Here is a 26,454-nt window from a genome sequence, read left to right as displayed (position 1 = left end):
TTAAAATCTGTTGCTTCAACACTTTTTATACTTGTTTTTTGTCACGCTTAGCATACTTATCGACGGCTTTACCGGTCGTTGCCCACACCATCACGCCACCCCATGCAATCATTGAAAACCCAGCAGGAATACAAGCGATTAAGATGAGCTTGAAATGCTTACGGTTAAAAATTAGCGCCAACATAGCGGGTAGAAACCACAGCACTAATACCACGACCGCTAGCATGGCCATAAAAAAATAATTGTCACTGGCTAAAATATTATCTATAAATTCCATTTTATCTCTCCTGATAATGAGCCTCTTAAATGATGATGTTTAAGAGGCATCCTTTTATCTGAGGCTACAAACCAAAGACAATCTTTTCGCTTTTAAGTGATTTTTGCATACCAAATGCTAATAGTGCTGAGATGGCGAGGGTGATCAATGATGCAGTCGCTAACTGCATTCCCGGTAATTCACGACCTTTAATGAACTCAATTAACGCTTGCAGTTGGCCCGATACTGGTAGCCATTGTAGGGTGTCTGGCGCGATATCATAGCTGGCTGCCATCGCGAGCATCATAGGTAACATCAATACAATGGTGAGGTACGACTGAGCTTCTTTAAAGCTCTTAGCCATAAACGACACAAACAGCTGTAAGCAGGCTGCCATTATTGCCACCGGTAAACCGACGAGCATCATCATGCCGATAAAGCTGCTATTAACGCTGACGCTAAACCCAAGCTCTTGCCAAGGCACAAAGCTGTAGGCAAATTTAGACACGATTAAGGTTAATAGCAGACCAATCATTCCAAATAGGGTGACGGTGATGATTTTAGAGATCACAATTTGCCCGGTGGACACCGGATGACTCAGCAGTAGCGCGAGCGAATTACGTTCGCGCTCGCCGGCACTGGTATCAATAGCGAGATTCATTCCTGAGATAAACACGGCGTAGATCATCGTCATAGTGGCTAAGCCTAAAATCATGCCTGCTTTTGAATCTGGGGTGGCTTGGTCTTCCACATTGAGCTTGATAGGTTGCATGACTCTTGGGTCGATGCCGCGGGCAATTAAACGTAAGCTACCCATTTCAGAACTGTACTGCTGTAGGCTCTTTTCAAGACGGCGAATCGACTTTTGCAGTTTTTCATTTGAGGCGTCGGCAATCAAGGTGACGTCGGCGCTGATCCCTTTGGCCATATTGCTAGCGTAATCATCGCTAATCACCAGCAAAATATCCTTATTTTTGTCTGCATCTCCTTGGGTAATACCTTTGCTTGAAAGGTATTTAATCAGATCCGGTGCACCTTGAGGATTGTTAATCTTGATATTCAGATCTTCAGGGCTGGTGAGTTGTCCTATCAACATAAAAAACATACCGCACATCAACAGTGGCGCACCGACGGCGTAGTAGAGCCCGGCCATCACTGAGCGTTTATCGCGAGCGGCATCAATAAGTTCTTTGCGAACCATGGTGATTATTTTATTACTCATTTCCACATCCTTTTGTTACCGTCTTTTGTAGAGGCATTGAGTGTCAAATCCATCATGCTGCAATCCCTTCATCGGTACCGATAAGCTGAATAAAGGCATCCTCGAGTGAGCTTTTGCCCGTTTGTTGGCAGAGTGCATCTGGGCTGCCAACCGCAACCACTCTACCTTCGGCCATCACAATCACTTGATCGCAAAGCGCGGCAACCTCTTGCATTACATGGCTCGAAAACAGTACACAGTGACCTTGGTTTTTAAGATCGCGCAATATGTCACGTAATACCCGTGTGCTCATAACATCGAGGCCACGCGTCGGTTCATCGAGCACGATATTGGTTGGCTGGTGGACAATGGCTTGCGCCAGCGCGGTTTTCATTCTCTGGCCTTGGGAAAAGCCCTTACATTGTCTGTCGGCAATATCGGCTAGGTGTAGCTTTTCAATTACACTGCTGGTGGCGAGTTTTGCATCACTGCGTGAGAGGCCATTGAGCTCGGCGAAGTAACTGATGTATTCACGTGGCGTTAAACGTTCGTAAAGCCCAAAAGGGTCGGGAAATAGTCCTAATTGTTGCTTTGCAGCAACCGGGGATTTTGCAATGTTAATCCCGTCTATTTCAGCAAAACCGTTATCGGGCTTAAGTAAACCAAATACGGTACGTAAACAGGTTGTTTTGCCTGCGCCATTAGGGCCTAGCAGTCCGGTAATTTGACCATCGAGTGCTGAAAAACTTAAATTATCCAGCGCCTGCACATCTCCGATGCGTTTTGATAAATTTGTTACTTGTATCATGAGTGCTTCCTTACTGATTCAGGGCTGTTTCTGCTTGTTTGGTGTCTGTATCGCTGGGTATGGCTTCAACGGTACTGGCATTGAGGTAGAAATTACGGCTAATATCTTTGTTTAAGCATTCACCATCAATATCCGCTACAGCCCCCTTTTCTACTAGCTCGGCAATCAGGTTGTTACCACAAGACTGGTAAGCAACACCGTGAGTGGCATAAGGCGCAACAAAGTGTTTGGCATTGGTGAGTTTTTCCATCGCCATCTCGCCCCAACTGGGTGGGGTGGCTGGATCGAGTTTGCCAGATAAAATCAGCGTTGGAATATCACTGGCAATGGCTTGGCTAAAGCTGCTATCAACCGCAGGCATATTCCACACAGCACACGATTTCTCAAATGTTTTTAGCATCTCTCGGCCGAAGTAATGCTGAGAAATGTTGGCGCGTAGCTGGGGTGTTAAGCGTTGCCAGTCTTCGGCACAGACTACAGATGCGTGCATTCCCATAGCGATCCCCGCGCCGTCCATCGACATGGCATAAAGTCCGGTAATGGGTTGAAAATCACCTTGCGACGCTTGGTGAATAGCATGGGGGATCAGTGCGCGAACACTCGGCGAGTACAGTGCCATACGCAGCGCACCGTTGAATTTACTGCGGGTCATTGTGAGTTGAGTGGCTTCACCCGTTCTTGGATCGGCAATCATGCTGATTTTTGGTGCTTGTGCCAGTTCAGAGTCCATTTTATCGAGTTCAGCTGCCAGCTGAGGAAACTGGTTGTGGCACAGGGTGTTATTGCTACAATCTTGAATTAACAGATCAAAAGCACGGGCGATAGCATCGCCAATGGCTAATACGCTTTGCTGCATTGGTACCACACCATCTAAGGTGACGGTGGCTATATGTTCAGGGTAGTGACGCATATACAGCTGCGCCATGCGTGTGCCGTAGGATACGCCGTATAAGTGCAATTTTTGGTAGCCTAGGTGTTGCCTTACAGCTTCAAAGTCTCTAAGTGCTGATAAACTATCGTATTGGGTGACATCGGCATCAAGTTCATCTAAACACTTTTGAGATTCTTCACGGGCATCAAAGTCACTTTCGTTAATGGCAAGCGGGCTTGCAAAACCATCACCAACACATTGCAGCGGGTTTGATTGGCCGGTACCACGCTGGTCGATCAAAATGACATCGTGGGTTTGACGTACCTTAGTCAACATCTGGTCGAAGCCTTTAGCATTCTCAATCGCCGATTGACCTGGGCCGCCCGCAATGGCCAGTAGTGCTTCACTTTTACCGCTGCTCTTAATCGCTGGCATGACGACGTAGTACACCTGAATGTGCTTACCTTCAGGTTGGTCATGATCCTCAGGCACACTGATTGAACCACAGTTCATTTGTTCTGACAGGCCATCAACATAGCAACTGTTATCTGTGGTATTTACCGCCTTGGGTACACTGAGTGTCAGTGGCTGTGCGTGCACTGTAGGCAACAGTATTGCAGCCCAAATAACCACCGCTAGAGCGACTTTTTTACGGCGCGTGAGAGTGGGACACACTCTTGCTCGTAGTGGTGAATACATTCCGTGATGCATGATGCTGATTCCTTTTTGCAATTTAGCGGATCGATACCCGCTCGACTTCAAGATGCTTGATTTCAGAGGAAATTGAAAGTGGTTTAAGCGAGGCTTAGAGCGCAGTGCAATAGCGGGTCTATTGCCAAGGTCTTTAACGTAGTTTAAATCACTTTTAAGCCCACTCAACGGGAGCGCCTGAGCGGATCCACTTGTTTATAAGGGAACAACCATTATTACCACAATGCGCCTTGAATTGACTGGTGATTGGCTATTTTTACTGAGGTAATGATACGTTATTGCCTCACTAAAAGTGGGTGGTTCTTTTTGAAATGGAAAAGGAATGACTGGTGCAGACTTTTTGTACAGTCGCATACACATTTGTTATTTGATTGTTTCTGTTTTTGATTGAGCGGCTTAGCTAAAAATAAATCTTGTTAATAGACCGCTGTTCATCACCTTAAGCAGGCTTTTTTTGTGTTTGACTTAACATAAATAGAGCAAAAGCTCTTAGTTTTTCGGAGAACTTCGAGTAAACTGAGTATAAAGCGGAACACTTGTAAGCTAAAAGGTAGTTATTTTATGTCACTCGAATCATTTCACGTTATACGTCTCATACAGCAACAGAGTCATGCGCTTGGCGATGCGATAGCACTCGAAGGATTTGAAATGGCGGCGCCTTGGCACCAAGTTAGCTGGGGCGACTTTGATGTTATCACCTCTAAAATAGCACGGGTGTTAATCCAATTTGGTATTCAGTCACAAGACCGCGCAGTGATCCTTTCGCAAAATTGTCCGCAGTGGACATGTGCTGATTTAGGATTATTAAAGGCTAAAGCGGTAGTTGTGCCTATCTACCCGACCAGTACTTTGGAACAAGCTGCTTACATCATTAACGATGCACAAGCTAAGCTTATTTTTGCTGGTGACGCAGAGCAATATGCCATGGCATGTGACTTAATTACGCAGTGTGATTCGGTGTCACGTATTGTGGTATTTGATAAAAGCGTGCCACTGACCGATCTACATAACCACTTCTATTTAGATGATCTCTTGCAAGGTGAAGTTGATAACGCGGCTGATGCTGAACTTGATAAGCGGCTCGCTGATACCAATCTTGATGATTTGCTAACGCTTATCTATACCTCGGGCACCACGGGTGAACCTAAAGGGGTGATGCTAGATCACCGTAATATAGCGTCGACAGTACGTCAGCACGATAACAAAATGAATTTTGAAACGGGTGATACTTCACTGGCATTTTTACCGCTAAGCCATGTGTTTGAACGTGGCTGGACCTTTTACGTGCTTTCTCGCGGTGGCCACAATGTTTATTTGCAGAATCCAATGGCGGCAAAAGAGGCTATTACTGCAGTGCGTCCGCATACTTTGTGTGTGGTGCCGCGCTTCCTTGAAAAAGTGTATAGCGCCGTACAAGATAAAGTCAGTAAAGCCCCTAACACACGCCAGAAGATGTTTGCTTGGGCAATGTCGGTGGGAGAGCGCCAATTTGAAGTTGGCCAAGGTCGTGCTAAAGGCTCTTTTGCATTGAGTTTACAGTGGCGCTTAGCCAACAAGCTGGTTTATAGCAAGTTGCAGCAAGTGCTGGGCGGGCGTCTGAAATTTATGCCTGTTGGTGGTGCAGCCCTAGATACTAAGGTCGCCAGCTTTTTCCACAGTATCAACGTGCCTGTGTTATGTGGTTATGGCATGACGGAAACCACCGCGACGGTAACCTGTAATACTCTAAGTAATCGTGTCACGGGTTCTAATGGTCAGGTATTGCCAGAGACCGAAATTAAGCTGGGTAAAGATAACGAAATTCTAGTGCGCAGCGATACCGTGATGCGCGGTTACTATAATCGCCCACAGGAAACGGCTGATACCTTTGAAGATGGCTGGCTTAAAACGGGTGATGCTGGCCATATTGATGCGCAAGGTAACCTGTTTATTACCGACCGCATTAAAGAGCTAATGAAAACCTCTAACGGTAAGTACATTGCACCGCAGCGAGTCGAAGGTAAAGTGGGATGCTGCCCGTTCATCGAGCAAGTTGCGATTGTTGCTGATGCGCGTAACTATGTGACCGCCTTGATTGTACCTGCTTTTGAGTCACTTGAAGTGTGGGCAAAAGAGAAGGGATTACATTACGAGTCGCCACTGGAGCTGCTACGCCACTCACATGTGGTGGAACATTTTGAAGAGCGGCTAAAGACTCTGCAGACAGAACTCGCAGGGTTTGAGAAGATTAAAAAATTCACCTTACTGCCAGATGCTTTTTCAATGGAAGCGGGGCTAATCACGCCCACCATGAAGTTACGCCGTAAGATGATTTACCAGAAATACTCAACAGAAATTAACGCGATGTACGGCCGTTAAGCTGGCATTGGCGCTCATTTACTAACGAAAAAGGATGCTAAGGCATCCTTTTTTGTATCTGTTTAATCCGTTATTAACGGGCTACGGGACAAGTGTTTACCCTTGTTGCCGCATTGGTACCGATATAAAAATACTGGTTTTACCGTATTGGCTGTTTTATCGGTAGAATGGCAGCTGTTGCCTATTAATAATAAATATAAGGAAGGGATAGAGTGGAACAAAGCGAATTTAGCCTCACCATACAGCCACGCTTTTGCGAAACGGATGCCTTAGGCCATATCAACAACACGGTGTTCCCAGTGTGGTTTGAAGCGGCACGTGAGCCGATATTCAAGATATTCAATCCGACTCAAGACTTGTCGAAGTGGAACCTGATCATTGCGGGTTTTACGGTGAATTTTAATGCTCCGACCTACTTCGCTAGCGATGTTACAGTGAAAACCTGGGTGAACCGCATTGGCAATAGCAGTTTTGAGTTAACGCAAAGCTGCTGGCAAAACGGTAACAAAACAGTCGAAGCGAAAACATCGGTAGTACATTACGATTATACAGCAGAAAAAAGCGTGGCTTTAAGTGATAGTCTCCGTGAGCAATTAGCTAAGCTAACCGGCGGCTAAACTTATGCTATTTGAGCTGCTCTATGTTGAGGTTAAAAACTTCTGTACATACCAGCAGCTCGCTTCAACCTGTAAACCTTGTGATTTGGCCCAGCTAAGGCCATGGCGCACTAATTTTTCCGCTAGACCTTTGCCTCGTAGTTCATTTGGCACAAAGGTACTGCTGAAGTTGCACCGTCCAGAGCCGGATATTACGTTAGGGTCGTTAACCACTTCATAGCACAGCACAGCTTGAGTATTATTGACGTTGACAACAAATCGATTTTCATCAACTAAGTGAATAACGTGTTCACTCATCGTTTATTCCTCTTGTTCGAGCATACAGGCAAGGCTGATGTCATCAACGACTACAATAGCAGCGTTATGCTTGTTGGTAGGTCTTTAGTGCATCAAGCAGTTGTGGTGTAAGCGTGGCCTTTTGGCCCGTTTTAAAATTAAACATGACGACTTGAGATGCACCAATGGTGGTGATGGCTTGCTGGCCCTGGCTAAAAACATGATAGTGCATCATGAATCGGTCATCTTTAATATCGCTTATGCTAACGCCGACAATCAAGGTATCTGGAAAGGTCACTGGACGCTTATAGCGTGCTTGGTTTTCGCTGATGACTGGGCCGATAGAGGTTTTTTGTAGATCTTCGAGCAAGTTTATTTGGTTAAAAAAATCGATTCTTGCGGTCTCGAAGTAACGAAAGTAAACCACATTGTTGACGTGTTGCAAGGCATCCATTTCGCCCCAAGCGACGTTAATTGCGGTATTGATTGGGTATTGCTGGAGAAACTTATCCATAATGATCTCTTTTCGTTAGCCTAGCTTGATTGTTATTCAAACACTTGTTTGATTAATAGTCAGCATAACAGCATGCCTCAGTGACAACAAGGACTAGAAAAGCGAATTTTAGCCACAAAAAAAGGCATTCAATGAATGCCTTTTCGAGTCATCGATATCGTGTTAGATATCAAGCTCTGCAAAGCTGCTAACCTGCTTAAAGTCACCGGTGCGCTGGCTATCGTCACGTACCATTTGTGCTACGTTCAAGCCTGCTTCACTGGCGGCTTTTAACTCTTCTAGCACGTCAGAAACAAATAGGATCTGCTTCGGGCTAAGGCTGATAGTGTTAAGGATATTGCAATAAGCCTGTTTAAAGCGTTTGTTGCCGGTGCGGGTATCGAAATGACCATTGAATTTATCGGTTAAGTCGCCTGCATCGCTATTACCAAACAGCAGTTTTTGCGCATCAACAGAACCTGATGAGAAGCTATAAACGCGTAAGCCTTTTTGCTTGTAGCCATCAAGTGCTTCGATAAAGTCTGGAAAGATATGACCTTTAAATTCACCGTTAGCGTAACCTTGTTTCCAGATAAGGCCTTGAATAGTTTTTAGTGGCGTCGCTTTGCGATCTTCGCTAATCCACTGCAACAAAATTTCAGTCACACGAGCAAGATCTGCATCCGGCTCAAGCGCAATGTCTTGCACATCACAAATGCAGTTCTCAACTAACACATTATGTTGGTTTTCTTCAAGAAAAGCGGGTAAGGCCTTAGCTGAATAAGGAAAAAGGATATCCTCAATAAAGTTAAGATCGGTAGTTGTACCGGCTGTATCTACGACAATGGCTCTGATACCCATGATGTTTGGTTACTCCGCAATGTGCTATTAACTGTAGTTGAGCTTTGTTTATTGTTCAGATCCTAAGCTGAAATGGTCTGCTTGGCTAGTTTATTCGGGCCTCTTGTTGTAGTTAATTTTCAGTTTTATGTACAGTTTTATTAAATGGTGGTGTATCTGTGACGTTACTACAAAGTGGCAATTCGTCACTTTGCCTGAAGTTATCGGCAACATAGTGATGCATGGTTATGTAAGTGATTGCTTTTAATGTTCTTTAGCTGTTTGGTGTTCAATTGGGGAGATGGGAGCTTTAATGCCCACGCTTAAATACTGACTAGGAGTGTTTGATCAAAAAATGTCATGTTTTAGTTTCCAACGCCTAAGGATAGAGATGGCGTGAAGACTGTAAATGATGCGACTTTGCCTGTCTCCTCGTTATGGGGGTCATTGTTCAGCAATATGCAAAAATGTTCGGTTCCTACTTAGTCGCCAATTTTCTTGAGCGGTATGCATGACGGGGTGAGCCATAGAGGAACTATGCCATACTCAACTGCTGAATTTTAGGGAGTTAGCGATTAAGGTTCAAGCCATAGCGCCGCAGAATAACGACCATCATTTTTAATGGAATATTAATCATGCTCTAGAGATATTTTTTCTGTTTACTACTGACTTTCTTTAAGTAGTTACGGGTTTCTTGGCGGTGGTGTCGATGGGTTAAGAACCAATAAAATTCACTGACCGTCATCTTGTTAATCCGTGCCAGCGCTTTAGTACGATTGCCTCGTGAATCTAAACTCTTCCAGAGATTACCGGCACCACCGTTATAGCTAGATATCACCGCATATTCGCGCTTCTTAGGATGGTGAATACCTGATAGGTAGCGGCTTGATAATATCTTTAAATAAGCGGTACCGACTTCAATATTTTTTTCAGGATCGTATAAGTAAGCTGAAGAAGGGGTGTGCTTATAGCCCTTCACTAAGGAGAAGTAATCGCGGCCAGCAGTATTGGCTTTGATTTGCATTAATCCTAATGCGTTGGAACGCGATCTTGCTAATGGGTTAAACGCGCTTTCAGTTTCAATAATGGCCATTATCAGGTCAGTATTGATACCATGTTTTTGGCCTGAGTTACGGGCAAAGTTAATGTATTTACCGCTGGCAATTTTGCTGTGATTTTTAACCATGTAGATAGCGACGCGAAAGCGCGAGTTAATTTTTTGGCTGTTATTGACTAAGTAATCAGCGTAACGCGAGGCACGCCACTCGAACTCAATCGGTTTACTCTCTTGGTCTCTTATCTGCCCCCAAAAAAACGGCTTCTTTTTATTGCTGATTAAGCCAAAGTCTTGCGCGGTTTGTGCATCAATCACTTTAGGGTCTATTTGGGTCAATAACACCTGCACCACAGCTTGTTTAAGCTGCGCTTTACTACGAGTCTCAACCAGAATTAAGCCGCGTTTAAAGTCGACATAGGTTGAGGCCTGTTCACTTTCATTGAATACTAATACTGATGGCAGCACTGGCCGCGAGTTTACATCTTGCCCTTGGTATTCTCGTAATAATGCAGCGACATCGGTATCATATTTTGTTAGATCCAGCGTATTAGCATGGGCACAATAGAAGGGGATTAACAGTAGTAGGAATAGATATTTAGACATTTATCAGCGTGTTATAGTTTCAGTGATTAGATTATACATGGGGAATGAGCGCAACCTAGTCATTTTTTAGTAGCCTTATTATCAATCTCAGTCTTTATAACGATGACCTAGTGATAATGTTACTGGGCGTTATGCCTGTATTTTTTTTGAACATACAAATAAAAGCGGATGGGCTTTCGTAACCCAGTTGAAAAGCAATTTCGGTGACCGATTTTCCTCGGTAAAGTCGATGTATCGCTGCCTGAACTTTTAATCTTTGGCGCCAAGACGTATAACTTATTCCGGTTTCCTTCTTGAAGTTGCGAGAAAGCGTTCGAGCCGAAGCGCCAACCAGCTTGCCCCATTCCTCTAAGCTCTTAATATCCTCAGGTGTTTCATTGAGCTGTTGTGCAATATACAGCAGCTTTACCGAAGTGGGAGACGGTAAGCTGGTTTCAACGGCGGGAGCAAGGGTCATGAAGTCACGGATCAATCTTAAATGTCTGCCAGCAGGGCTTTGCCATTCGTAATTCGCAGGTATGTTGAGCGCTTCAATAATGAGCATTTTTAGTAAGGGTGAAATACTGATTACTTGAGAAAAATTTGGTAGTTTTGGGGTTTGTTGTTGCTCAAAATAACCGCTGCTAAGTTCGCAATCGGTTAACACCAACACTTCATGATCGACATGGGAAGGGAGCCAGACACCTTGTTCTGCAGGGCAAATGTATTTTGCTGTGGCTGTTGTTACAAGGATCACTCCGCGATGGGCGTATAAGAGCTGCCCCCAAGCATGTTGATGCAACTCAATGGCAGCGCCTTTTTTGAGGCTCCTTTTGACTAAAACAATCGGTCTAGCCATTGGTTTAAAGGATTCATCTGATGGGCTGAGTTTCATATTGTCCTTTAGTCGATATATGTCGTCTTATATTCGATAATAGGACGTTGCTGTATCAATGTAACATCTCTTGTCATCTTATTGTGGAAGGGGGTTATATATGACTTGGATCGATCTATTGCTGTTGTCTGTTTTAGGGGGAAGTGTTGGTATTATTGCAGGCTTACTTGGCGTTGGGGGAGGAGGCATTTTAGTTCCCGTTTTGGCGAGTCTGTTTCTATCCAGAGGTGTGCAACCAGATGTGGCTGTACATCTGTCCTTAGGGACTGCGATGGCTTCTATTATTGCAACGACCTTTTCAAGTGCACGCGCGCACCATCAAAAACAAAATGTTGACTGGAAAGTCGTTAAGAATATGGTGCCGTTTATTTTATTAGGCAGCGTGTTGGCGGCATTACTGATATCAGTCCTGAATACGCTACTACTTTCATTATTCTTTACTGCATTTATGGGTTATCTATCACTGAGTATGTTGTTAAATCGACAGCCACCAAAAGCGATAGAGCAGCAAGGAGGGCTTAGCAATCTAGTATCGGTTGTCATTGGCGCCGTGTCGACGTTAACCGCGATAGGAGGGGGCTCGTTAATTGTTCCCTATTTGGTGAAGCAAGGCATTAATATCAGAAAGGCCGTCGCTAGTTCAGCAGCCATTGGGGTATCAATCGCTATTGTTGGCACTAGTGGTTATGTCATTAATGGGATGACATCTTACGGGGGGACCTCTACAGCATTACCTTGGGCGTTAGGATTCATCCATCTCCCCTCGGTGGTCATTATATCGATAAGCGGTTTTTTAGCCGCTCCTTTGGGGGTGAAACTATCGGGTAGGATCCCTCAACAGCTGCTCAAGAAGCTATTCGGTCTACTGTTGTTTGTGATCAGCTTAAAGATGCTATTCAACATATTGGCAGTAGTCTAAAGGGAACTCTTCAAAAAATGCTTATTTAGGCTGGGTAGCGTAAATTCTAGACTCGTTTAGTCCATGGGAAAGTGAATATCCCATGGACTAAATATTCGACTCTCGATTAACAAAGAGTTCCAGTCAATTGGATTGGCATGATCCAGTAGCGACAGGGGTTGTGTTTACACACGACGGCAAGAGCTTGTAAAAGCGCATCTTGCTGGGCGGTGGGATGCATAATCTCAAACTTACAAAATTCCCGATATCCCTCCACCTGTTCCTTGATATTAAAGTGGCTGTGCTCGCGGCTAAAGCCACAGATATTGCCCAGACTAAAGCCTGATAAGAAATCTAACTCAATCAGGGTATCGACAATATCGTCTTTAATATCGTTTTGTGCGATCAGCACTAATAGCTGTTCTGTGTTCATCGACGTTTCTCCAGCCAGTAATAGAGGATTGGCAATAGGTAAAGTGTAGTGATGGTCGAGGTGAGTAAGCCACCAATGACCACGATGGCTAACGGTTTTTGGATCTCAGCTCCTGGCCCAGAGGCAAATACCAGTGGCATCAAACCAAACATGGCCGTCGTTGCCGTCATCAAGATGGGGCGCAAACGTCGCGCGGCACCCTGTTCGACCCGAACCAATAGATCGCTAAAGAGATGCTTTGTCTGCTCGTAGTAGCTAACCATCACCACGCCATTGAGGACGGCCACACCGAGCAGGGCAATAAAGCCAACCGATGCCGGCACTGACAGATATTCGCCCGACAGATAAAGGCTGACGATACCGCCCATCATCGCAAACGGGACGTTGGCAAGGATCAGTCCGGCCTTGGCGAGCGAGCCAAAGGTGGTGAATAGGATTAGGGTGATCAGCGCGATAGCAATGGGGATCACTAATAGCAAATTGTTGGTGGCACGCTGCTGGTTTTCAAACTCACCACCGAAGCTCACGCTATAGCCGCTGGGGAGTTGGATTTGCTGGGCAATTTTAGTATTAAGCTCTTCAACAAAACTGACTATGTCGCGTTCTTGTACGTTAGTGGTGATCACCGAGAAGCGGTCACCTTGCTCGCGCTCAATCAAAATCGGCCCCTCTTTGTAGCTTAACTTAGCGACATCAGTCAGGCGTTTTAATGAGTGATCGGGCATCACTAGCAGCTGATGTTGTAACTCATTGATGCTACTTAAACTGCTTTGATTATTGGCAATCAATACCGGGGTGCGTTTCTTGCCCTGTAATATTTCGGTTACCATCACCCCTTCGAGTTGACTCTTGAGGTAGCGAGCAAACTCCATGGTGCTCATGCCAAAGCCACGAGCCAGTTCGTTGTCTAGGGTGAGGTTGATAAAGGGGCTGCCCTCTATCATCGACATTTTGACATCGATGCTGCCGCGGGTGGCACTCACCAACTGCTCTATTTGTGCGGTTAACTGGCCTAGGGTGTCGATATCGGTACCGAACACCTTAATCGCCACATCACCAATACTGCCGGTGAGCATTTCTGAGACCCGCATCTGAATTGGTTGAGTAAAGTTAAAGTTTACCCCTGGATAGTTGAGCAGTTCGTTGCGGATCGTCTCTATTAGTTGCCCTTTGTCATCGAAGCGCCATTCATCGCGTGGAACCAATTCTAAAAATACATCGGTTTCGTTTAGCCCCATAGGGTCTAGACCCATCTCATCGGCACCTGTTCGGGCGACCATCTGCTTTATCTCCGGGACTTTTGCGAGCAAGGTTTGCTGAATTTGTTTATCAATTGCGATAGACGCATCGAGTGAAATAGAGGGCGATTTTTCTAGTTGTAATATGATGTCGCCTTCATCCAAGGTGGGCATAAAAGTTTTGCCCACTAGACTAAAGAGCCCGAGGCTGACAATCAGCAGGCCAAAAGTGATCAGCATAAAGGGCTTTTTATGGTTAAAGGCCGTTTTTAAGCTGCCTAGATATGCAGCTTTAAGCTTTATGATGGCCTTAGGTTCTTGGGCCGCTTTTTCATTGACCAAATACGAGGCGATGACTGGGATGACTGTCAGCGATAGTATCAACGCCGACAGCATAGCAAATACAATAGTCACCGCCACAGGGGTAAATAGTTTCCCCTCCAGCCCCGTTAGTGTGAGCAGTGGCGAGAATACGATCATCACAATAATGGTGCCAGATACCACTGGAACCGCCACATCTTTAGTCGCGCGAAAAATAAGATGCAGGCGTGGTAAGCGCGGCTTGCTGGCGATCAGATTGACCATGTTTTCGACGACCACCACCGAGGAGTCGACTAGCATACCGATAGCGATCACTAAGCCGCCTAAGCTCATCAGATTGGCGGATAAATTGAACAGATCCATCATCAGAAAGGTCATTAGGGCGGCGAGTGGTAGAGAGAGCGACACCACTAAGGCGGCGCGCACATTGCCTAGAAACAGTGCCAGCAACACAATCACTAAAAGCACCGCCTGAAACAGGGCACTAGAGATGGTATTGATAGCCGTATTAATCAGGTTGGCGCGATCATAAAAGGTGTTGATCACACTGCCTTCTGGCAGTGTGGCGCTTATCTGTTCCAGCTTCTCTTTAATGTTGGTCACCACTTGGGCGGTGTTGGCATTCTTAAGGGCGATAATTAACGCTTCTGCAGTCTCTTCACCATCTTTAGTCACTGCACCATAACGGGTTAAATGACCAATTTGGATGTCGGCGAGATCGCTTAGGCGATACACCTTGGCATCATCGGCTTTAATCACCAACTGACCCAGTTCGTCGATATCATCGATCCGCCCCTCAGCGCGCACGATAATGGTATCAGTGCCTATGGTGAGCTTACCCGCACCTTCGTTATGGTTGTTGTCGATAATTGCCTGTTGCAACGCGGCAAAACTCACTCCCGCCGCCGCCATCGCCGCAGGATTGGGATTAATGTTAAAGCTCTTGGCATGGCCACCTAAAATATTGACGTCAGCCACGCCCGCAACGGTACGCAGCAATGGGCGGATCTCCCACTCTAGTAGCTGCCTGCGCTCCATCAACGACAGATTGGGGTTCTCCAGTGAAAACATAAAAATTTCACTCAGTGGCGTACTCATCGGTGCTACACCGCCAGAGACACTCTCTGGAAAACTATCCCACACGGCGGCGAGTCGCTCGCTCACTTGTTGTCTCGCCCAGTAGATATCGGTACCTTCGGTAAAGTCGAGGGTGATATCACTGATGGCATATTTAGTGGTTGAGCGTAAGATCGCCTGATTGGGTATTCCGAGCAGCTCGGTCTCAATCGGCACCGTTATCTGTGCTTCAATTTCTTCAGGTGTCATGCCTGGGGCTTTTAAAATTATCTTCACCTGAGTTGGTGATATATCGGGAAAAGCATCAAGCGGAATGACAAACCAGGCGCGAGCACCAGCTAGCATTAAGATCATCGCCACAATGAGCACAAATAGGCGCTGAGTGAGTGAAAAACGGATGACTGAGGTCAGCATATTATTCGCCTCCTAAGCCGAGTAATATGCCTTTAACAGCGGCAACCGACTGAGATAATACTTGGGTTTTACTTAAGTCTTGGTCGCTGGCGACGATGTATTGCCGAGGTGTGGAACCTAAAATATCAATATTGATCGCCGTTAGTGTCTCTGCCGTTTGGGTAAATACTTGGCTTTCTTGTTGCCAGCTAAACACACTGTTTTTCGGTAGCAGGTACACTGTTTTTTGATACTCGGGTATCACGGTGGCTTGCTGACCTAGCAGGAGGTTACATTCTTGCGGCACGGGCATTGACCATGCGCTAACAAAAGCGCCGTCAGCAATGGCTGATATTGACTCGATGGCGATATGACATTGGTCGATATTAATCGCCGATAACGAAGTTGACTGGCTCATCGGCACATTGACCTTGACGCGAATACTCTCGGCTGGCACCAGCGAAAACAGCTGTGAGTCGGCCATGTAGGGGGTGTTGAGTTGATTGAGCTTTACGATGCCCGCCACTGGTGAGCTTACCACTAGGGATTCTGTTATCTCATCAGTGCTTAGCACCATCTCCATGAAGTGTTGCATATGCTCGTACTCGAGATGACTGCTGAAATAGTCTTGACTGATCTCTCGCCACTTTTCGGTGCTGATACTGCCATTTCTTAACAGAGGTTTATTGCGTTCATAGCGTTTTTTTGCCAGCAGATATAAGCTGTTTGCTGCATCGACCTGAGCCAGGAAATGGAACACCTCTGGCCCGGTTAATCTCACAATTGCTTGCCCTTTAGTGACGATTTGTCCCTGACCGACCAAGAAGGTGACCTGCTGGATATTCTCTGGCGTGCTAACCCAATAATCGTTGCCCGGTAATCGGTCAACCAGTGCTGGAAGTGCGCTACCTTCATAGCTAGCGACCTTTTGTGGCTGTACATAGCTGAGTTCTAAGTTGCCTAATGTCTTGAGGGCGATAGATTCTGCCTGGGCCAAGCTGGTGGATAGGCAGGCTGATAAACATAAAAGGCTGGCGCCGTACTTGGCCATCATAATGAAATTCCTAAGGCTTGCAGTTGCTGGGAGTGAAGTTGTTGTTGGGTGACTTGGTTAAGCACTAAGCGTGACTCGGTATCGAGCGCATCCATATAACGACGCAGCCATATCTCGTAACTGATTTGGTTCTGCTCTTTTACTTTGGCAAGTTCTTCGGTGATGGTACGACTCAAAGAGAGACCACGCTTTAACAGCACCTGTTGATCGAGTAATTTTTGCTGCTGTTTCGCCAGTTTTTCTGTTTGTGTTGTTAACTGCAGATAGATTCGATCACGATTGAGGTTTTGTTCACTATGAGCTTGCTGCCAAGTTGATAATTCACTTTGAGAGAGCGCTGAACTAAAGCCAAGTGGCACTGTGATGCCTAGCCCTAGTTGCTGATCATCAAGTTGATCATCTTTGGTGTTTTTAGCGGTTAGTGACAGTGTCCAAGGATCGCGCTCCCCCGCTTGTTGACTCTTTATTACCAACAGCTGTTGTTGCTGTTGCAGGGTTTGCAGTTGCCATAATGGGTGCTGTGCTAAAGCGGTGTTGAACGCTGTGAGTGTGGATGAGTGTGCATCAAAAATGGGACGTGAGCTTTCATCAATTTTTGTTGGCATCTCATGTCGGCCTGTTAGCTGACTAAAGAGAGAGAGCGCCTCAGCTTGTTGCTGCTTAAGGTTAATTTGTTCGAGTTCGATATCGACCAACTCCCTTTCTAGCAGCAACTGGTTCGCGAGTGGTAACTCGCCTACATCGGTTAAAATTTTCTGCTGAGTATGCAGTTTTTCGAGTAACTTTATTTTGCGATCAAGTTGCATGAGCTTCATCGATGCGATGCGATGATCCCAGATACTTTGTCTTAGCAGGCCTGAAATATAGAGGCCCTGCAAAGCAATTTGTTGCCCCTGAATTGATTGAGTTAGCTGCTTTAGTTGCTTATCACTGCTGCGTAACCCTAGGGATTTAAGCGGCAAATTGAGCGATACTTCTTGTTCGTAACTGTTTCCATTATCTAAGCTACCGAGGTAACTCAGGCCGATACTCGGTAGGCCACTGAGCCATGATGAACTGCTTAGTTCAAGTGCGTATTCATCATTGAGTTGAGTGCCATTGTGTTGCGAGGAGTTCAATCTGGCTTGGCTTATTTCTAGCAGCGGTGGCAGTTCGCTATTGGATGCCCCATGGCTTAAGAAACTACTGCTACTTAATGCGGTCAACAGACATATCTTGATACAAGACTTAACGACAGACATAAGTGATTTCTATGCTATTAAAGTGTGCCGTTAGTTTAGAGATTGATAGGCTAATGTCTTGAGTGAGGTGTATCATAAAAGCGCTTATGGTACATATGTCCCATAAAGTAATTGCCTGATTTTAATTATTTTTGTTCAAATATTCGTTTACTGAATAGATGTTGGTTTTTGGTTATAGGAGTGGTTTTTTCCATGAAAAAGGATGTTGTTATTATTGTTTTGTTGGTGTTGATCATGCTGTTTAAGCTGATTGATATCATGGCGGACTTGCAACTAAATATCCCTGCATGGCATATCATGCAAGAAAGCATATTGGTGTTGCTTACTGTTATAGGGACTGTCTATTTGAGCTATGACTTGATACGTCGGTCTCGGCAGGTTAAATCTTTAGCGCTTCGACTCGCTCAAGCAGATAAGCAGATCGATAATATGTCGAGCCAGATGCGCTCTGCCCGTAAGGATTATAGTCAAGCTGTTATTAGTCAGTTCGACACTTGGGGATTTACCAAAAGTGAGCAACAGGTGGCGTATCTGCTGTTAAAAGGCTTAAGCTTTAAAGAGATCGCTGAGGTGCGGCAAACCAAAGAGAAAACGGTACGCCAACAAGCTTCATCTGTCTATGGCAAGGCGGAAGTCGATGGTCGACATACCTTCTGCGCCTGGTTTATGGAAGACTTTATTCAAGAGCATAATGAGGATTTAGCGGCGAGTGCAGCTAACCAAGCAGCCTAGTGTGTTCGGATGACTAACCTTCTAAATTCCTTTCACGTTTTCCAGACTTCATTTTGCTCAAACTAACCCTTTCCACTTAAGGGAGCAGAGCAAGGAGGAGGGCTTGTCTTTATCAATATGGCATTCCCCCAATAAAAAAAGCTGCCGGGCTTATCAATTACAATGAGTTGCTCACTTCATCATGGGTAATTGATAAACCATAGTTAGGCCGGTGGATATTAGTAAGTTACATAACTTCTGGCGTTGTCTAACTGACTCAAAATTGTTTTAAGTAAGCTGTCTTTATCTTGTAGCTCGGGGTCCATCGACTTGAACTGTGCCAACATCGGAGCAGGAAGGTTGTCGTACAAGATTAAATAGGCTCTATCTAACTTCAACATAGGTAGTGATTTGGCAAGTGATTCGTTAGAGGTAGAGAACTGTTCGGTACTTTTAGTCCATTGGGTAGCGAGCTTAGGTAAAAGGGGGTTCTCACTTAATGCTTGCAGATAAGCGGTTGCATTTTGTTTGCTGAGAAATTGCTGTTGCTTTGTATCGTAAATATAGAGTGCTGGAAATTTGTGTTTTTGTTTTTCGGATACAGAATCTAACATCATTAATTTGTCGTGCTGACCAAGAGTAATTAGTTGGGATGTGTTAGCACTGACATTTATCGACATAAAGATAAGAAGTGATAAAAATATAATACGCATAAGTAGTCTCTAATTTAAGTAAAGTAGGGGGTAAAATGCCCGCTAGAGTTTTATTTAGCCAAGAGAGTCTTCGCACTCTAAAGTACCACTTACAACGGTACAACAAATTTGCCCCCCACCACCGCCCTCTCCAATGCTGGTACATTTTGCCATGACGTTATAAGAGCTAAGTGTGAGCACAGAGAAAACTAAAAGTGATTTATACATTTTTCATCCTTGATTGATTTGATAGTAATGTGGAGTACATCCGTATATCCACCAGTTCAATGTTGGCTATTTTATGTCTCTATGTCAACAGCTTGTAGCGTTATTGTTTTAATCCTTGATTGCTTGTATTGTAGCGGAGAGCTATAAAATTAAATGGAATTTGATTATGTTTGAAATCCCTAAGGATAGGAGCCGCCTAAATAAAATCAGTTGGTTTTTGTTTGCTGCTGGTGGAATAGCATCCATCTTTATTCTTATTACTTTAGCCAGTCGTCAAGCTTTCTCTTCTGATAACGTCAATAGTGATTTTCCCATCGCGAGTGTCATCAATTCTCCTCTAAATGTTACCGTCTCTGGTTATGGAAAGTTTGTTCCAAAAACTCAGCGTGGCATCAATGCGCTTAGTGGAGGGCATATTGTTGAGGTGTTTAAAAAGCCCGGGAATTTAGTTGATAAAGGTGAAATTATATTAAGCCTTAATAACCCTAAGTTATTGCGCTTGCTGGAAACCAGTGAGTTGGCCTTATTAGAAGAGCTGGCAAACCAGCAAAGAGTAAAGGCTGAATCAGCACAGGCGTTGGAAGATCAACGAGGTAAAATTCGTCTTGCTAAGGTGCGGCTAGCCTTGGCTGATGCGGAGTTAGTTGCCCATAAAAAGCTAAAAGAGAATCAAGTTATTTCGACGCTCGACTTACATAAGGCACAGGTGGCATGGGAGCAAGAAGATGCCATGTTGCAAATGGAGTTGAGTCGCTTTCAGACGCTAAAGAAAACGCGAAAAGCGACGGATGATTCTACTCGGTATCGCATGGAAAAAGCCGTTAAACAACAAGAGTTATTGGCATCAGAGGTCGAGCAGCTAAATGTTCGTGCGAGCATGGCTGGCATGTTAACTGAGTTAGCTGATGAACTCGAGATTGGCCGCCATGTTGAAGAGGGGAGAGCTGTCGGTATGATTGCAGATCTTTCTTCCTATTATGCGCGTATTAATATTACGGCAGCTGATGCAGAGTACGTTAGCCCTGGTTTGCTAACCCAAGTTCAGTTCAAGGGCGTTGAAATAATCGGTGAGGTCTCTCGCGTCGACCCAACGGTTAACAATGGCAGTGTTGAATTGGACATAAGTTTCAGCGCAAATCTACCTGCGGCTGTAAGGCCAAATATCGATGTGACGGCTAAGATTAACATTGCTGAACATCGAAATACCCTCGTCGTCGCCAGACCCGTTGGAGTCGTTCGGGCCCACCGCGAATACCCCCTATTTGTTCTCGATAAGAGCAGTTCTCAATTTCAGCGTCGTAATGTCACTATCGGTGATATTGCAGGAGATAAGATGCAGATATTAGGCGGAATCTTTCAAGGGGATAAGATTTTGCTCAAGGTCCCTAAACACCTCGTTAACTCCTCTGAAATTATGCTGGCTGATCTCTATGAATAACTGTGTCATGAAACTTACAGGCTTGAATAAGTCTTTTACTAATGCTGCGGGAAATAATCATGTTCTAAAGCATATAGATTTTGCTGTGTACAGCGGAGATATGGTTGCTATTTTAGGGCAGTCGGGTAGCGGAAAATCAACCTTACTATCAATAATGGGGCTATTAGATAAAGCTGATTCAGGGAGCTACCTTCTTTGCAACCAAGACGTGAGTAGCTTCTCGGCTTATCAATTCAGCCAGCTTCGAAATAGCCATATAGGCTGGGTGTTTCAAAACTTTAACTTGATTGCCGACATGACGGTAGTTGAGAACCTATCAGTCCCTCTACGTTTTAATAAGTCTGTTAATCGCGTTGACTATGAAGCAATGATTGATGATGTATTACAAAAGGTCGGTCTAGGTGATAAAAAGTCCTTTTACCCCGCTGAGCTTTCTGGTGGGCAGCAGCAACGAGTCGCCATAGCTAGAGCGCTAATCTGTCACCCTGACATTATTTTATGCGATGAGCCAACGGGAAATTTAGATTCGACTAATTCAAATAACGTGATGGAATTACTGAGTGCTTTGCACCAAGAGGGCAAAACGGTACTGATCATCACTCATGATCCAGACGTCGCAGCTTATTGCCAAAAAGCTTATAAAATCCATGATGGTGTAATAGCTGCTGTTTCGCCTCTGGAGTTTAAACATGCTGTTTGATGTCGTTTATGGCTGGCGTCAGTGGCGAGGTCAGCGTGGAATCTGGGGTTTATTAATTGTAAGTCTGTGCCTGTTTTGTAGCTTAATCGCCTTTGTAATCAACCTATTTTGGCTTCTGAGTAGCGATCGACCTCAATGGGTCGGCAATCAACAGCCCATCGTCACAGTTGCAAACAAAGATCTGAGTGGCAACTTGCAAGCAACTTCAGGCTACGATATCGATTTAATGGCAACAATCGCTGGAGTCGATAGTGTCGCTAGTATTGCGATTCAACCGAGTCTGGTGACGATAGGACTAAAAGAGCTACCCAAATTAACCATTGGCTTTTATTCACAAAGTGCAATTGAGCTGCTGGGGTTGTCTGCGCCTTTTTCGATGCAAAATTTTGAGGCGAAAAAAGGCATCGTATCGAAACAATTTTGGCAACAGCATTTTGAGACTCGCGCTTCGTTAAACGAAAGTCGTTTATATTATCGAGATAGCGCTTTTCTTATTGCTGGAATAGCGCCGACGACCATGGGTAGATTAGGGGATTTTCATGTAGACATTTGGTTACCAGACTCCTATTTACAGCTGGGTGTTCCCGATATGTTTGCTGACAATCCGGATCTCTTTCTAAAGACAGAAAGTAATCGCTATGGTTTTGCACTGTTGACGCAAAAAGTAGACGTTGAGCAGCTTCAAGATGCATATATCAATTTAAGGCAGCAAACGCCTAGACCTGAAGGGGGATTTACCGATAAACATTATCGGCCTTGGATAATTAATGGCGTAGAGCTAAATCCTAATGGTCGCGATATTTTGCAAAGACAGGCATGGATACTGCTACTGCTGTTGGCTGGTTTTGGATTTATTATTTTTAGCGGAATTGTCTCCGCCTATACACAGCAGGGTATAGCACGCCGTTCTGAAATGAGTTTAAAGCTAGCATTAGGGGGGGGGAAGCGCGGGATAATGAGTCAGTTAATGAGGGAGAGCATACCCGCTTTGGTTTTGGTTGGAGTATTAAGCCCACTACTGGGAATTGTTATTACTCACTACGTTGGCACTATCGGTGTTTATCTGGATTATTTTAGTGATGGGTTTAACTTTAATATTTGGCTGTGGCTGGTTGCCGTTTTTTGTTCCCTCGCATTATTCATTTGCTGTGCATTGATGCCGCTAAGTGGCTCAATGACAGAGATCTTCTCTCGCGGGAAACAGGGGCATTTAAGCAAGGTTCAGCAACTATCTAGTCGGCTAGCATTGGTGTTGCAACTTGCCGTTATTGTTGGTGTTATGGTGGTTTCTTTGAGCTTGATGTATCAGGAAATACACAAGTATTCGTCAGTGGTTATCGCTGACGACATTGACAGCTACAAGCCAAAAGTTGACGGACGATTAAGTATAATGCTGACCTCAGCGCAGCTTGATGGTGAATGGGTCGTTGGTGGGGAATCGATAGCACTATCATCGCAGCCTTTTACCCAGCTAGGTGCACAATCACTGAAATACCAGTCAGAGACTGCTATGGGAATCGAAAAACCCATCAATGGTCTATATGTTTCTAAGAACTTCTTTAGTTTGTTAGGTATTTCACTCTTATCCTGGGGGGAAGTGACTGAAAATGCAGTCATGATAAATCAAACAATGGCATCACAACTAGCAACCGAATTAGGTTTAAATGATTGGAGAGCAACTAAAGGGTTAGCGTTAAAGCTTTCAGGTTTTTACTATGAAAAGCATGTTCGTGTTGCTGGCATTGTGAGTGATGCACCTCATTTTGGGATCGCCAAAAAATCTAAACCTCTGGTGTATTTAAGCCTTAAAGATCAAAACCCACTTTTAGCTAGCCGAATAGCCCCTGTATTTTACAGTAAAGGGGCTGATAAAGAGGTGACCTCATCTCACCTAAATGATTGGGCTTCATTACAGTCACCTAAGCTGAGTTACGCTAAAGGATTGAGTTTAGTTCAACAAATTGAAGATACGGATTCAGCCGGAAAACTGCTGTTTTTAACCTCGAGTGGGATGGCGTCACTCATCATTTTATTAGTGATATTTACGCTTTATAACAAGTTTTGTTATGCCGTAAAAAGTGAGCAGATTAAGTGGGCGGTGATGTTAGCTGTGGGAGGGCAAAAAGAGACTCTTATGGCAAAAATGGTATGGGTGAATTTGCAATTAACGTTGCTGGCGATGGTAATGACTTTTAGCGTGTTTCTTGGGTTAGAAAGCTACAGCCAGTCGTTAATCGGCGTGTCTCTATTTCAGCCTCTCGTATGGGGCGCTTGTATCACCTTGACACTACTGTTCATTATTTCAGTGACTTTGTGGTCGGCAAAAGGCTTACTGAGGCAAAATATCAGCGTATTACTTAGGGGGTGAGGTTCGACTTCACTTCGGTCATTTGTAAGAAGTTGAGCAAGGAGGATTGATCTTCTGATGTGAAAGGCGTCTTTAGTATTTCAATCACACATACTCAATGCTTTAATGGTTGCTGATATTTGTCGTCTTTATAGGATGTATGGTTATGATCGTAAGGAAAGTCATTAAATATCTACCCGCACTATTATTTGGCATATTGTTGGCGGGAATGAGTCTAATTGCGTTTGATTTCGCTGCCAGTTATATGTTGGGATTCTTATTATCTAATACTGATATGCACAGCAATAGTTCAGAGTTTTTGTGGCTATTAATACATGATGTTGGTCTGAGTTTACTGCTTGCAGCAGGTATTTATTTTAGCTATCGGAAAATTCTGCCGCAGTTTCCGAATGATATTTTTGCGGTATTGCTAATACAGGGGCCATTGGCTTTTATCAGTCTTTATCTGCTATCACCGTCGTTTGATTTTAGCTCTTTATACAGCAGTGTATCGTCTGTTTTAGGAGTGACTTCTGCAGTAGCAGTACTGCTGGTTTACTGGATGAGTAAGGCATTTTGGAAGGACTCTAAAGTGTCTGTTTGATGTGACTTTTGCTTTGTCCACACAGGCTGCGCCTGAGCAACGTCGTGGGACTCCATCCCACACCCGGGCAAGGAGGACTGCTCGTCTAGATGTGAATGGGTTCACGAATGTCGCGGTGGTATGGATGTCAAAGAGCTGCCTTATCCTCCTTGCATCCATCATGACGCCCGACGAAGTTACATGCGTTGAATACAGGCCTCATACTCCACCAAAAATCGCCTAACGGCTCAGATGAGATATCCATGTCCCCCTAGCTTGGACCATCATCTGATAGGCGGGATGCCTGAATGTCTTGAAGTGCATGGATGCACGGGAAAGACCATGATGGCTCTATGGCATTTGTATCTGCGTATTTCGGCTGCTTCGATGGGGAATTGGTGTTTTTTGTGACTTCATGAGGCAGAGATTGAGCTCTATGTTTCTATATTAAGAACTCAGTGGCAAAATGATTGTGCTTTTCTAATCCAGTGTAGATATGGCAGAGGCCTTTGAAAAAATGGCCAATTCTGTTCCCGACAGAATTTGGCATTTCCTCCGTCCATGGAGGTCAGATGTTTTCGTTGAGCTTACAGGGACCCTCTCTTTTATAAAGAGTCGCGGCGAGCCTCTGCTGTATCTGCACATACGCTGACCGCAGGTCATTAGTTGCATCTGATGCAGGAAGTGACCCATAAAGGTCATTAGATACTGAAATAGAAACAGTTAAGCTACTGTGCTTAAAAGGCTGAGGCCACCCAAGCCAAATGTTGACACCTAAACGATGAGGTTGCCTCATCGCTCAGGCATCCCACCTTACTGATGCACTAAACGACCATTCTTAACCACATCAATACAAGAGCTAACACCGTAGGTGTAGGCTAACTCTGCTGGAGTACTGATATTCCACAAGCAAAAATCGGCGTTCATGCCAGCTTCTAACACACCAACTTCAGCTTCAATACCCAGTGCTTTAGCAGCGTTGCGCGTCATACCCGCTAAGGCTTCTTCGGGCGTTAAACGCATTAAGGTACAGGCCATGTTGAGCATCAGTAGGCTTGAGCACATTGGTGATGAACCAGGGTTGTAATCGCTGGCAACCACCATGGGCACCTTGTATTGGCGCAGTAGCTCAATGGGAGGCATCTGAGTTTCGCGCAAGAAATAAAATGCGCCGGGTAGTAGTGTGGCACAGGTGCCACTTTCGCTGAGAGCTTTTACGCCAGCTTCATCTAAATACTCGATGTGATCGACTGATTTGGCGCCGAGCTTGGCCGCCATGGCTGAGCCGCCTAGATTTGATAACTGCTCAGCGTGTAGCTTGATATCAAGTCCGGCATTTTTAGCGGCGGTGAGTACTCGTTCGGTTTGCTCTAGGTTGAAGGCGATATTTTCGCAAAATACATCGACAGCATCGGCAAGATTTTCTTCAATCACTCGTGGCAACATCTCGTTGATCACTAAGTCAACATAGGCATTGCTGTCATTTTTGTATTCTGGCGGAATAGCGTGAGCGCCTAAGAAGGTGGTTTTTACATCGACATGGTGATGCTTTCCTAGCTCGCGGGCAACGCGCAGTATTTTAAGCTCGGTTTCAATGTCTAAACCGTAACCCGATTTTATCTCTACTGTAGTGACGCCCTCTTTTGCTAAGGCATTTAGACGCTGGCGACCTAGTTCAAACAGTTCAGCTTCGTCGGCTTCGCGGCAGGCTTTAACAGTCGAAATAATGCCACCACCGCTGCGGGCGATCTCTTCGTAGCTAGCACCTTGAAGGCGCAGTTCAAATTCGTTGGCACGGTTACCCGCAAACACTAAGTGAGTGTGTGCATCAATTAATCCAGGGGTTAACCAGCCGCCTTTACCTTTGTAAGTGGGCGTGGCCAACACATCAAATTTAGGCAGGTCTGCGCGCTTGCCTACCCAGGCTATTTTGCCGTCTTGCACCGCGAGAGCGGCATCTTTAATAGCACCGTAAGGCTCTGCAATATTGGGTGACATAGTAGCAATATTGATATCAATCCAGACTTGATCCCACGACATGATGCTCTCTCTTTTTGTAGTTTTTGCAGAGGTTGAATACTAACACTAAGGGCTGCCACTAAAAATAATTTGTGAGCTAGCTTGTGTTTACTTGT

24 protein-coding genes are annotated in these 26,454 nt (G+C 44.9%); 8 read left to right on the top strand and 16 right to left on the bottom strand.

Annotated elements, in window-relative coordinates; genetic code table 11:
- Positions 1 to 25 precede the first annotated feature (25 nt).
- The 4 genes from CXF86_RS11605 to CXF86_RS11590 all read right to left on the bottom strand — a co-directional run bounded on the left by CXF86_RS11605 (position 26) and on the right by CXF86_RS11590 (position 3,847).
- On the bottom strand, positions 26 to 277 hold the full coding sequence (locus CXF86_RS11605; protein ID WP_101091987.1) for a superinfection immunity protein: 252 nt from the start codon (positions 275 to 277) through the stop codon (positions 26 to 28).
- 64 nt (positions 278 to 341) lie between these two features.
- The gene (locus tag CXF86_RS11600; RefSeq protein ID WP_102039051.1) at positions 342 to 1,478 is read right to left on the bottom strand and encodes an ABC transporter permease; all 1,137 of its coding nucleotides are present in this window, start codon (positions 1,476 to 1,478) and stop codon (positions 342 to 344) included.
- 52 nt (positions 1,479 to 1,530) lie between these two features.
- A complete protein-coding gene (locus CXF86_RS11595) occupies positions 1,531 to 2,265 on the bottom strand; it encodes an ABC transporter ATP-binding protein (protein WP_101091985.1) in 735 nt (244 codons plus the stop codon).
- Between the two features lie 10 nt (positions 2,266 to 2,275).
- Positions 2,276 to 3,847: an alpha/beta hydrolase gene (locus tag CXF86_RS11590; RefSeq protein WP_102039080.1), complete on the bottom strand. Its 1,572-nt coding sequence runs from the start codon at positions 3,845 to 3,847 to the stop codon at positions 2,276 to 2,278.
- Between the two features lie 561 nt (positions 3,848 to 4,408).
- Here CXF86_RS11590 and CXF86_RS11585 point away from each other — a divergent pair.
- Both CXF86_RS11585 and CXF86_RS11580 read left to right on the top strand, forming a co-directional pair.
- Positions 4,409 to 6,205 carry an AMP-dependent synthetase/ligase gene (locus CXF86_RS11585; protein ID WP_101091984.1) on the top strand — a complete coding sequence of 599 codons (1,797 nt, stop codon included), beginning with the start codon at positions 4,409 to 4,411 and terminating at the stop codon, positions 6,203 to 6,205.
- Between the two features lie 212 nt (positions 6,206 to 6,417).
- Complete coding sequence (locus CXF86_RS11580) at positions 6,418 to 6,822, top strand: acyl-CoA thioesterase (protein ID WP_101091983.1); 405 nt, start codon at positions 6,418 to 6,420, stop codon at positions 6,820 to 6,822.
- Positions 6,823 to 6,843: 21 nt separating this feature from the next.
- Here CXF86_RS11580 and CXF86_RS11575 read toward each other — a convergent pair whose 3' ends face one another.
- The 5 genes from CXF86_RS11575 to CXF86_RS11555 form a co-directional block, all read right to left on the bottom strand.
- Entirely contained in the window at positions 6,844 to 7,119 is a 276-nt protein-coding gene (locus CXF86_RS11575) for a GNAT family N-acetyltransferase (RefSeq protein ID WP_102039050.1), read from the bottom strand.
- Between the two features lie 64 nt (positions 7,120 to 7,183).
- Positions 7,184 to 7,612: an acyl-CoA thioesterase gene (locus tag CXF86_RS11570; protein ID WP_102039049.1), complete on the bottom strand. Its 429-nt coding sequence runs from the start codon at positions 7,610 to 7,612 to the stop codon at positions 7,184 to 7,186.
- Between the two features lie 162 nt (positions 7,613 to 7,774).
- Entirely contained in the window at positions 7,775 to 8,452 is a 678-nt protein-coding gene (gene mtnC, locus CXF86_RS11565; RefSeq protein WP_101091980.1) for an acireductone synthase, read from the bottom strand.
- 619 nt (positions 8,453 to 9,071) lie between these two features.
- Positions 9,072 to 10,091 (bottom strand): murein transglycosylase domain-containing protein, encoded by a 1,020-nt coding sequence (locus tag CXF86_RS11560; RefSeq protein WP_102039048.1) that lies wholly within the window; start codon positions 10,089 to 10,091, stop codon positions 9,072 to 9,074.
- A 94-nt stretch (positions 10,092 to 10,185) separates the two neighbouring features.
- Positions 10,186 to 10,965 (bottom strand): helix-turn-helix domain-containing protein, encoded by a 780-nt coding sequence (locus tag CXF86_RS11555; protein WP_102039047.1) that lies wholly within the window; start codon positions 10,963 to 10,965, stop codon positions 10,186 to 10,188.
- Between the two features lie 100 nt (positions 10,966 to 11,065).
- Between CXF86_RS11555 and CXF86_RS11550 the strand changes: the two genes are divergently transcribed.
- Positions 11,066 to 11,884 carry a sulfite exporter TauE/SafE family protein gene (locus tag CXF86_RS11550; protein WP_102039046.1) on the top strand — a complete coding sequence of 273 codons (819 nt, stop codon included), beginning with the start codon at positions 11,066 to 11,068 and terminating at the stop codon, positions 11,882 to 11,884.
- Between the two features lie 106 nt (positions 11,885 to 11,990).
- Here the strand turns inward: CXF86_RS11550 and CXF86_RS11545 are convergent, their stop codons facing one another.
- From CXF86_RS11545 to CXF86_RS11530, 4 genes are read right to left on the bottom strand one after another with little or no spacing between them, the layout of a single operon-like run.
- On the bottom strand, positions 11,991 to 12,296 hold the full coding sequence (locus tag CXF86_RS11545; RefSeq protein ID WP_102039045.1) for a DUF3240 family protein: 306 nt from the start codon (positions 12,294 to 12,296) through the stop codon (positions 11,991 to 11,993).
- Positions 12,293 to 15,346, bottom strand: coding sequence for an efflux RND transporter permease subunit (locus tag CXF86_RS11540; protein WP_102039044.1), 3,054 nt, complete (start codon positions 15,344 to 15,346; stop codon positions 12,293 to 12,295). The genes CXF86_RS11545 and CXF86_RS11540 overlap by 4 nt, the downstream gene beginning before the upstream one ends.
- 1 nt (position 15,347) lies before the next feature.
- Complete coding sequence (locus CXF86_RS11535; RefSeq protein WP_102039043.1) at positions 15,348 to 16,379, bottom strand: efflux RND transporter periplasmic adaptor subunit; 1,032 nt, start codon at positions 16,377 to 16,379, stop codon at positions 15,348 to 15,350.
- Positions 16,376 to 17,620 (bottom strand): TolC family protein, encoded by a 1,245-nt coding sequence (locus CXF86_RS11530; protein ID WP_102039042.1) that lies wholly within the window; start codon positions 17,618 to 17,620, stop codon positions 16,376 to 16,378. Before CXF86_RS11530 ends, CXF86_RS11535 begins: the two co-directional genes overlap by 4 nt.
- Positions 17,621 to 17,812: 192 nt before the next feature.
- On the opposite strand from CXF86_RS11530, the gene CXF86_RS11525 reads away from it, so the two are divergent.
- Positions 17,813 to 18,352 carry a helix-turn-helix transcriptional regulator gene (locus CXF86_RS11525; RefSeq protein WP_101091972.1) on the top strand — a complete coding sequence of 180 codons (540 nt, stop codon included), beginning with the start codon at positions 17,813 to 17,815 and terminating at the stop codon, positions 18,350 to 18,352.
- Positions 18,353 to 18,570: 218 nt separating this feature from the next.
- Here CXF86_RS11525 and CXF86_RS11520 read toward each other — a convergent pair whose 3' ends face one another.
- Positions 18,571 to 19,044, bottom strand: a complete 474-nt coding sequence (locus CXF86_RS11520) for a hypothetical protein (RefSeq protein ID WP_102039041.1) — start codon at positions 19,042 to 19,044, stop codon at positions 18,571 to 18,573.
- Between the two features lie 54 nt (positions 19,045 to 19,098).
- A complete protein-coding gene (locus tag CXF86_RS22730; protein WP_180961055.1) occupies positions 19,099 to 19,251 on the bottom strand; it encodes a hypothetical protein in 153 nt (50 codons plus the stop codon).
- Between the two features lie 166 nt (positions 19,252 to 19,417).
- Here CXF86_RS22730 and CXF86_RS11515 point away from each other — a divergent pair, with 166 nt between their 5' ends.
- The 4 genes from CXF86_RS11515 (at position 19,418) to CXF86_RS11500 (ending at position 24,340) form a co-directional block, all read left to right on the top strand.
- The gene (locus CXF86_RS11515) at positions 19,418 to 20,689 is read left to right on the top strand and encodes an efflux RND transporter periplasmic adaptor subunit (protein WP_102039040.1); all 1,272 of its coding nucleotides are present in this window, start codon (positions 19,418 to 19,420) and stop codon (positions 20,687 to 20,689) included.
- Positions 20,682 to 21,389, top strand: coding sequence for an ABC transporter ATP-binding protein (locus CXF86_RS11510; protein ID WP_257985329.1), 708 nt, complete (start codon positions 20,682 to 20,684; stop codon positions 21,387 to 21,389). Before CXF86_RS11515 ends, CXF86_RS11510 begins: the two co-directional genes overlap by 8 nt.
- Positions 21,379 to 23,757: an FtsX-like permease family protein gene (locus CXF86_RS11505; RefSeq protein WP_102039038.1), complete on the top strand. Its 2,379-nt coding sequence runs from the start codon at positions 21,379 to 21,381 to the stop codon at positions 23,755 to 23,757. Before CXF86_RS11510 ends, CXF86_RS11505 begins: the two co-directional genes overlap by 11 nt.
- 145 nt (positions 23,758 to 23,902) lie before the next feature.
- Positions 23,903 to 24,340, top strand: a complete 438-nt coding sequence (locus tag CXF86_RS11500; protein ID WP_101091971.1) for a hypothetical protein — start codon at positions 23,903 to 23,905, stop codon at positions 24,338 to 24,340.
- Positions 24,341 to 25,132: 792 nt separating this feature from the next.
- Here the strand turns inward: CXF86_RS11500 and hutI are convergent.
- Positions 25,133 to 26,359, bottom strand: a complete 1,227-nt coding sequence (hutI, locus tag CXF86_RS11495) for an imidazolonepropionase (protein WP_101091970.1) — start codon at positions 26,357 to 26,359, stop codon at positions 25,133 to 25,135.
- Positions 26,360 to 26,454 lie beyond the last annotated feature (95 nt).

The sequence above is a fragment of the Shewanella sp. GutCb genome (assembly GCF_002836135.1).
In the GTDB taxonomy this organism is placed as follows: domain Bacteria; phylum Pseudomonadota; class Gammaproteobacteria; order Enterobacterales; family Shewanellaceae; genus Shewanella.
Note: the sequence above shows the minus strand (reverse complement) of the source record. Positions and strands in the feature narration are given on the sequence as shown.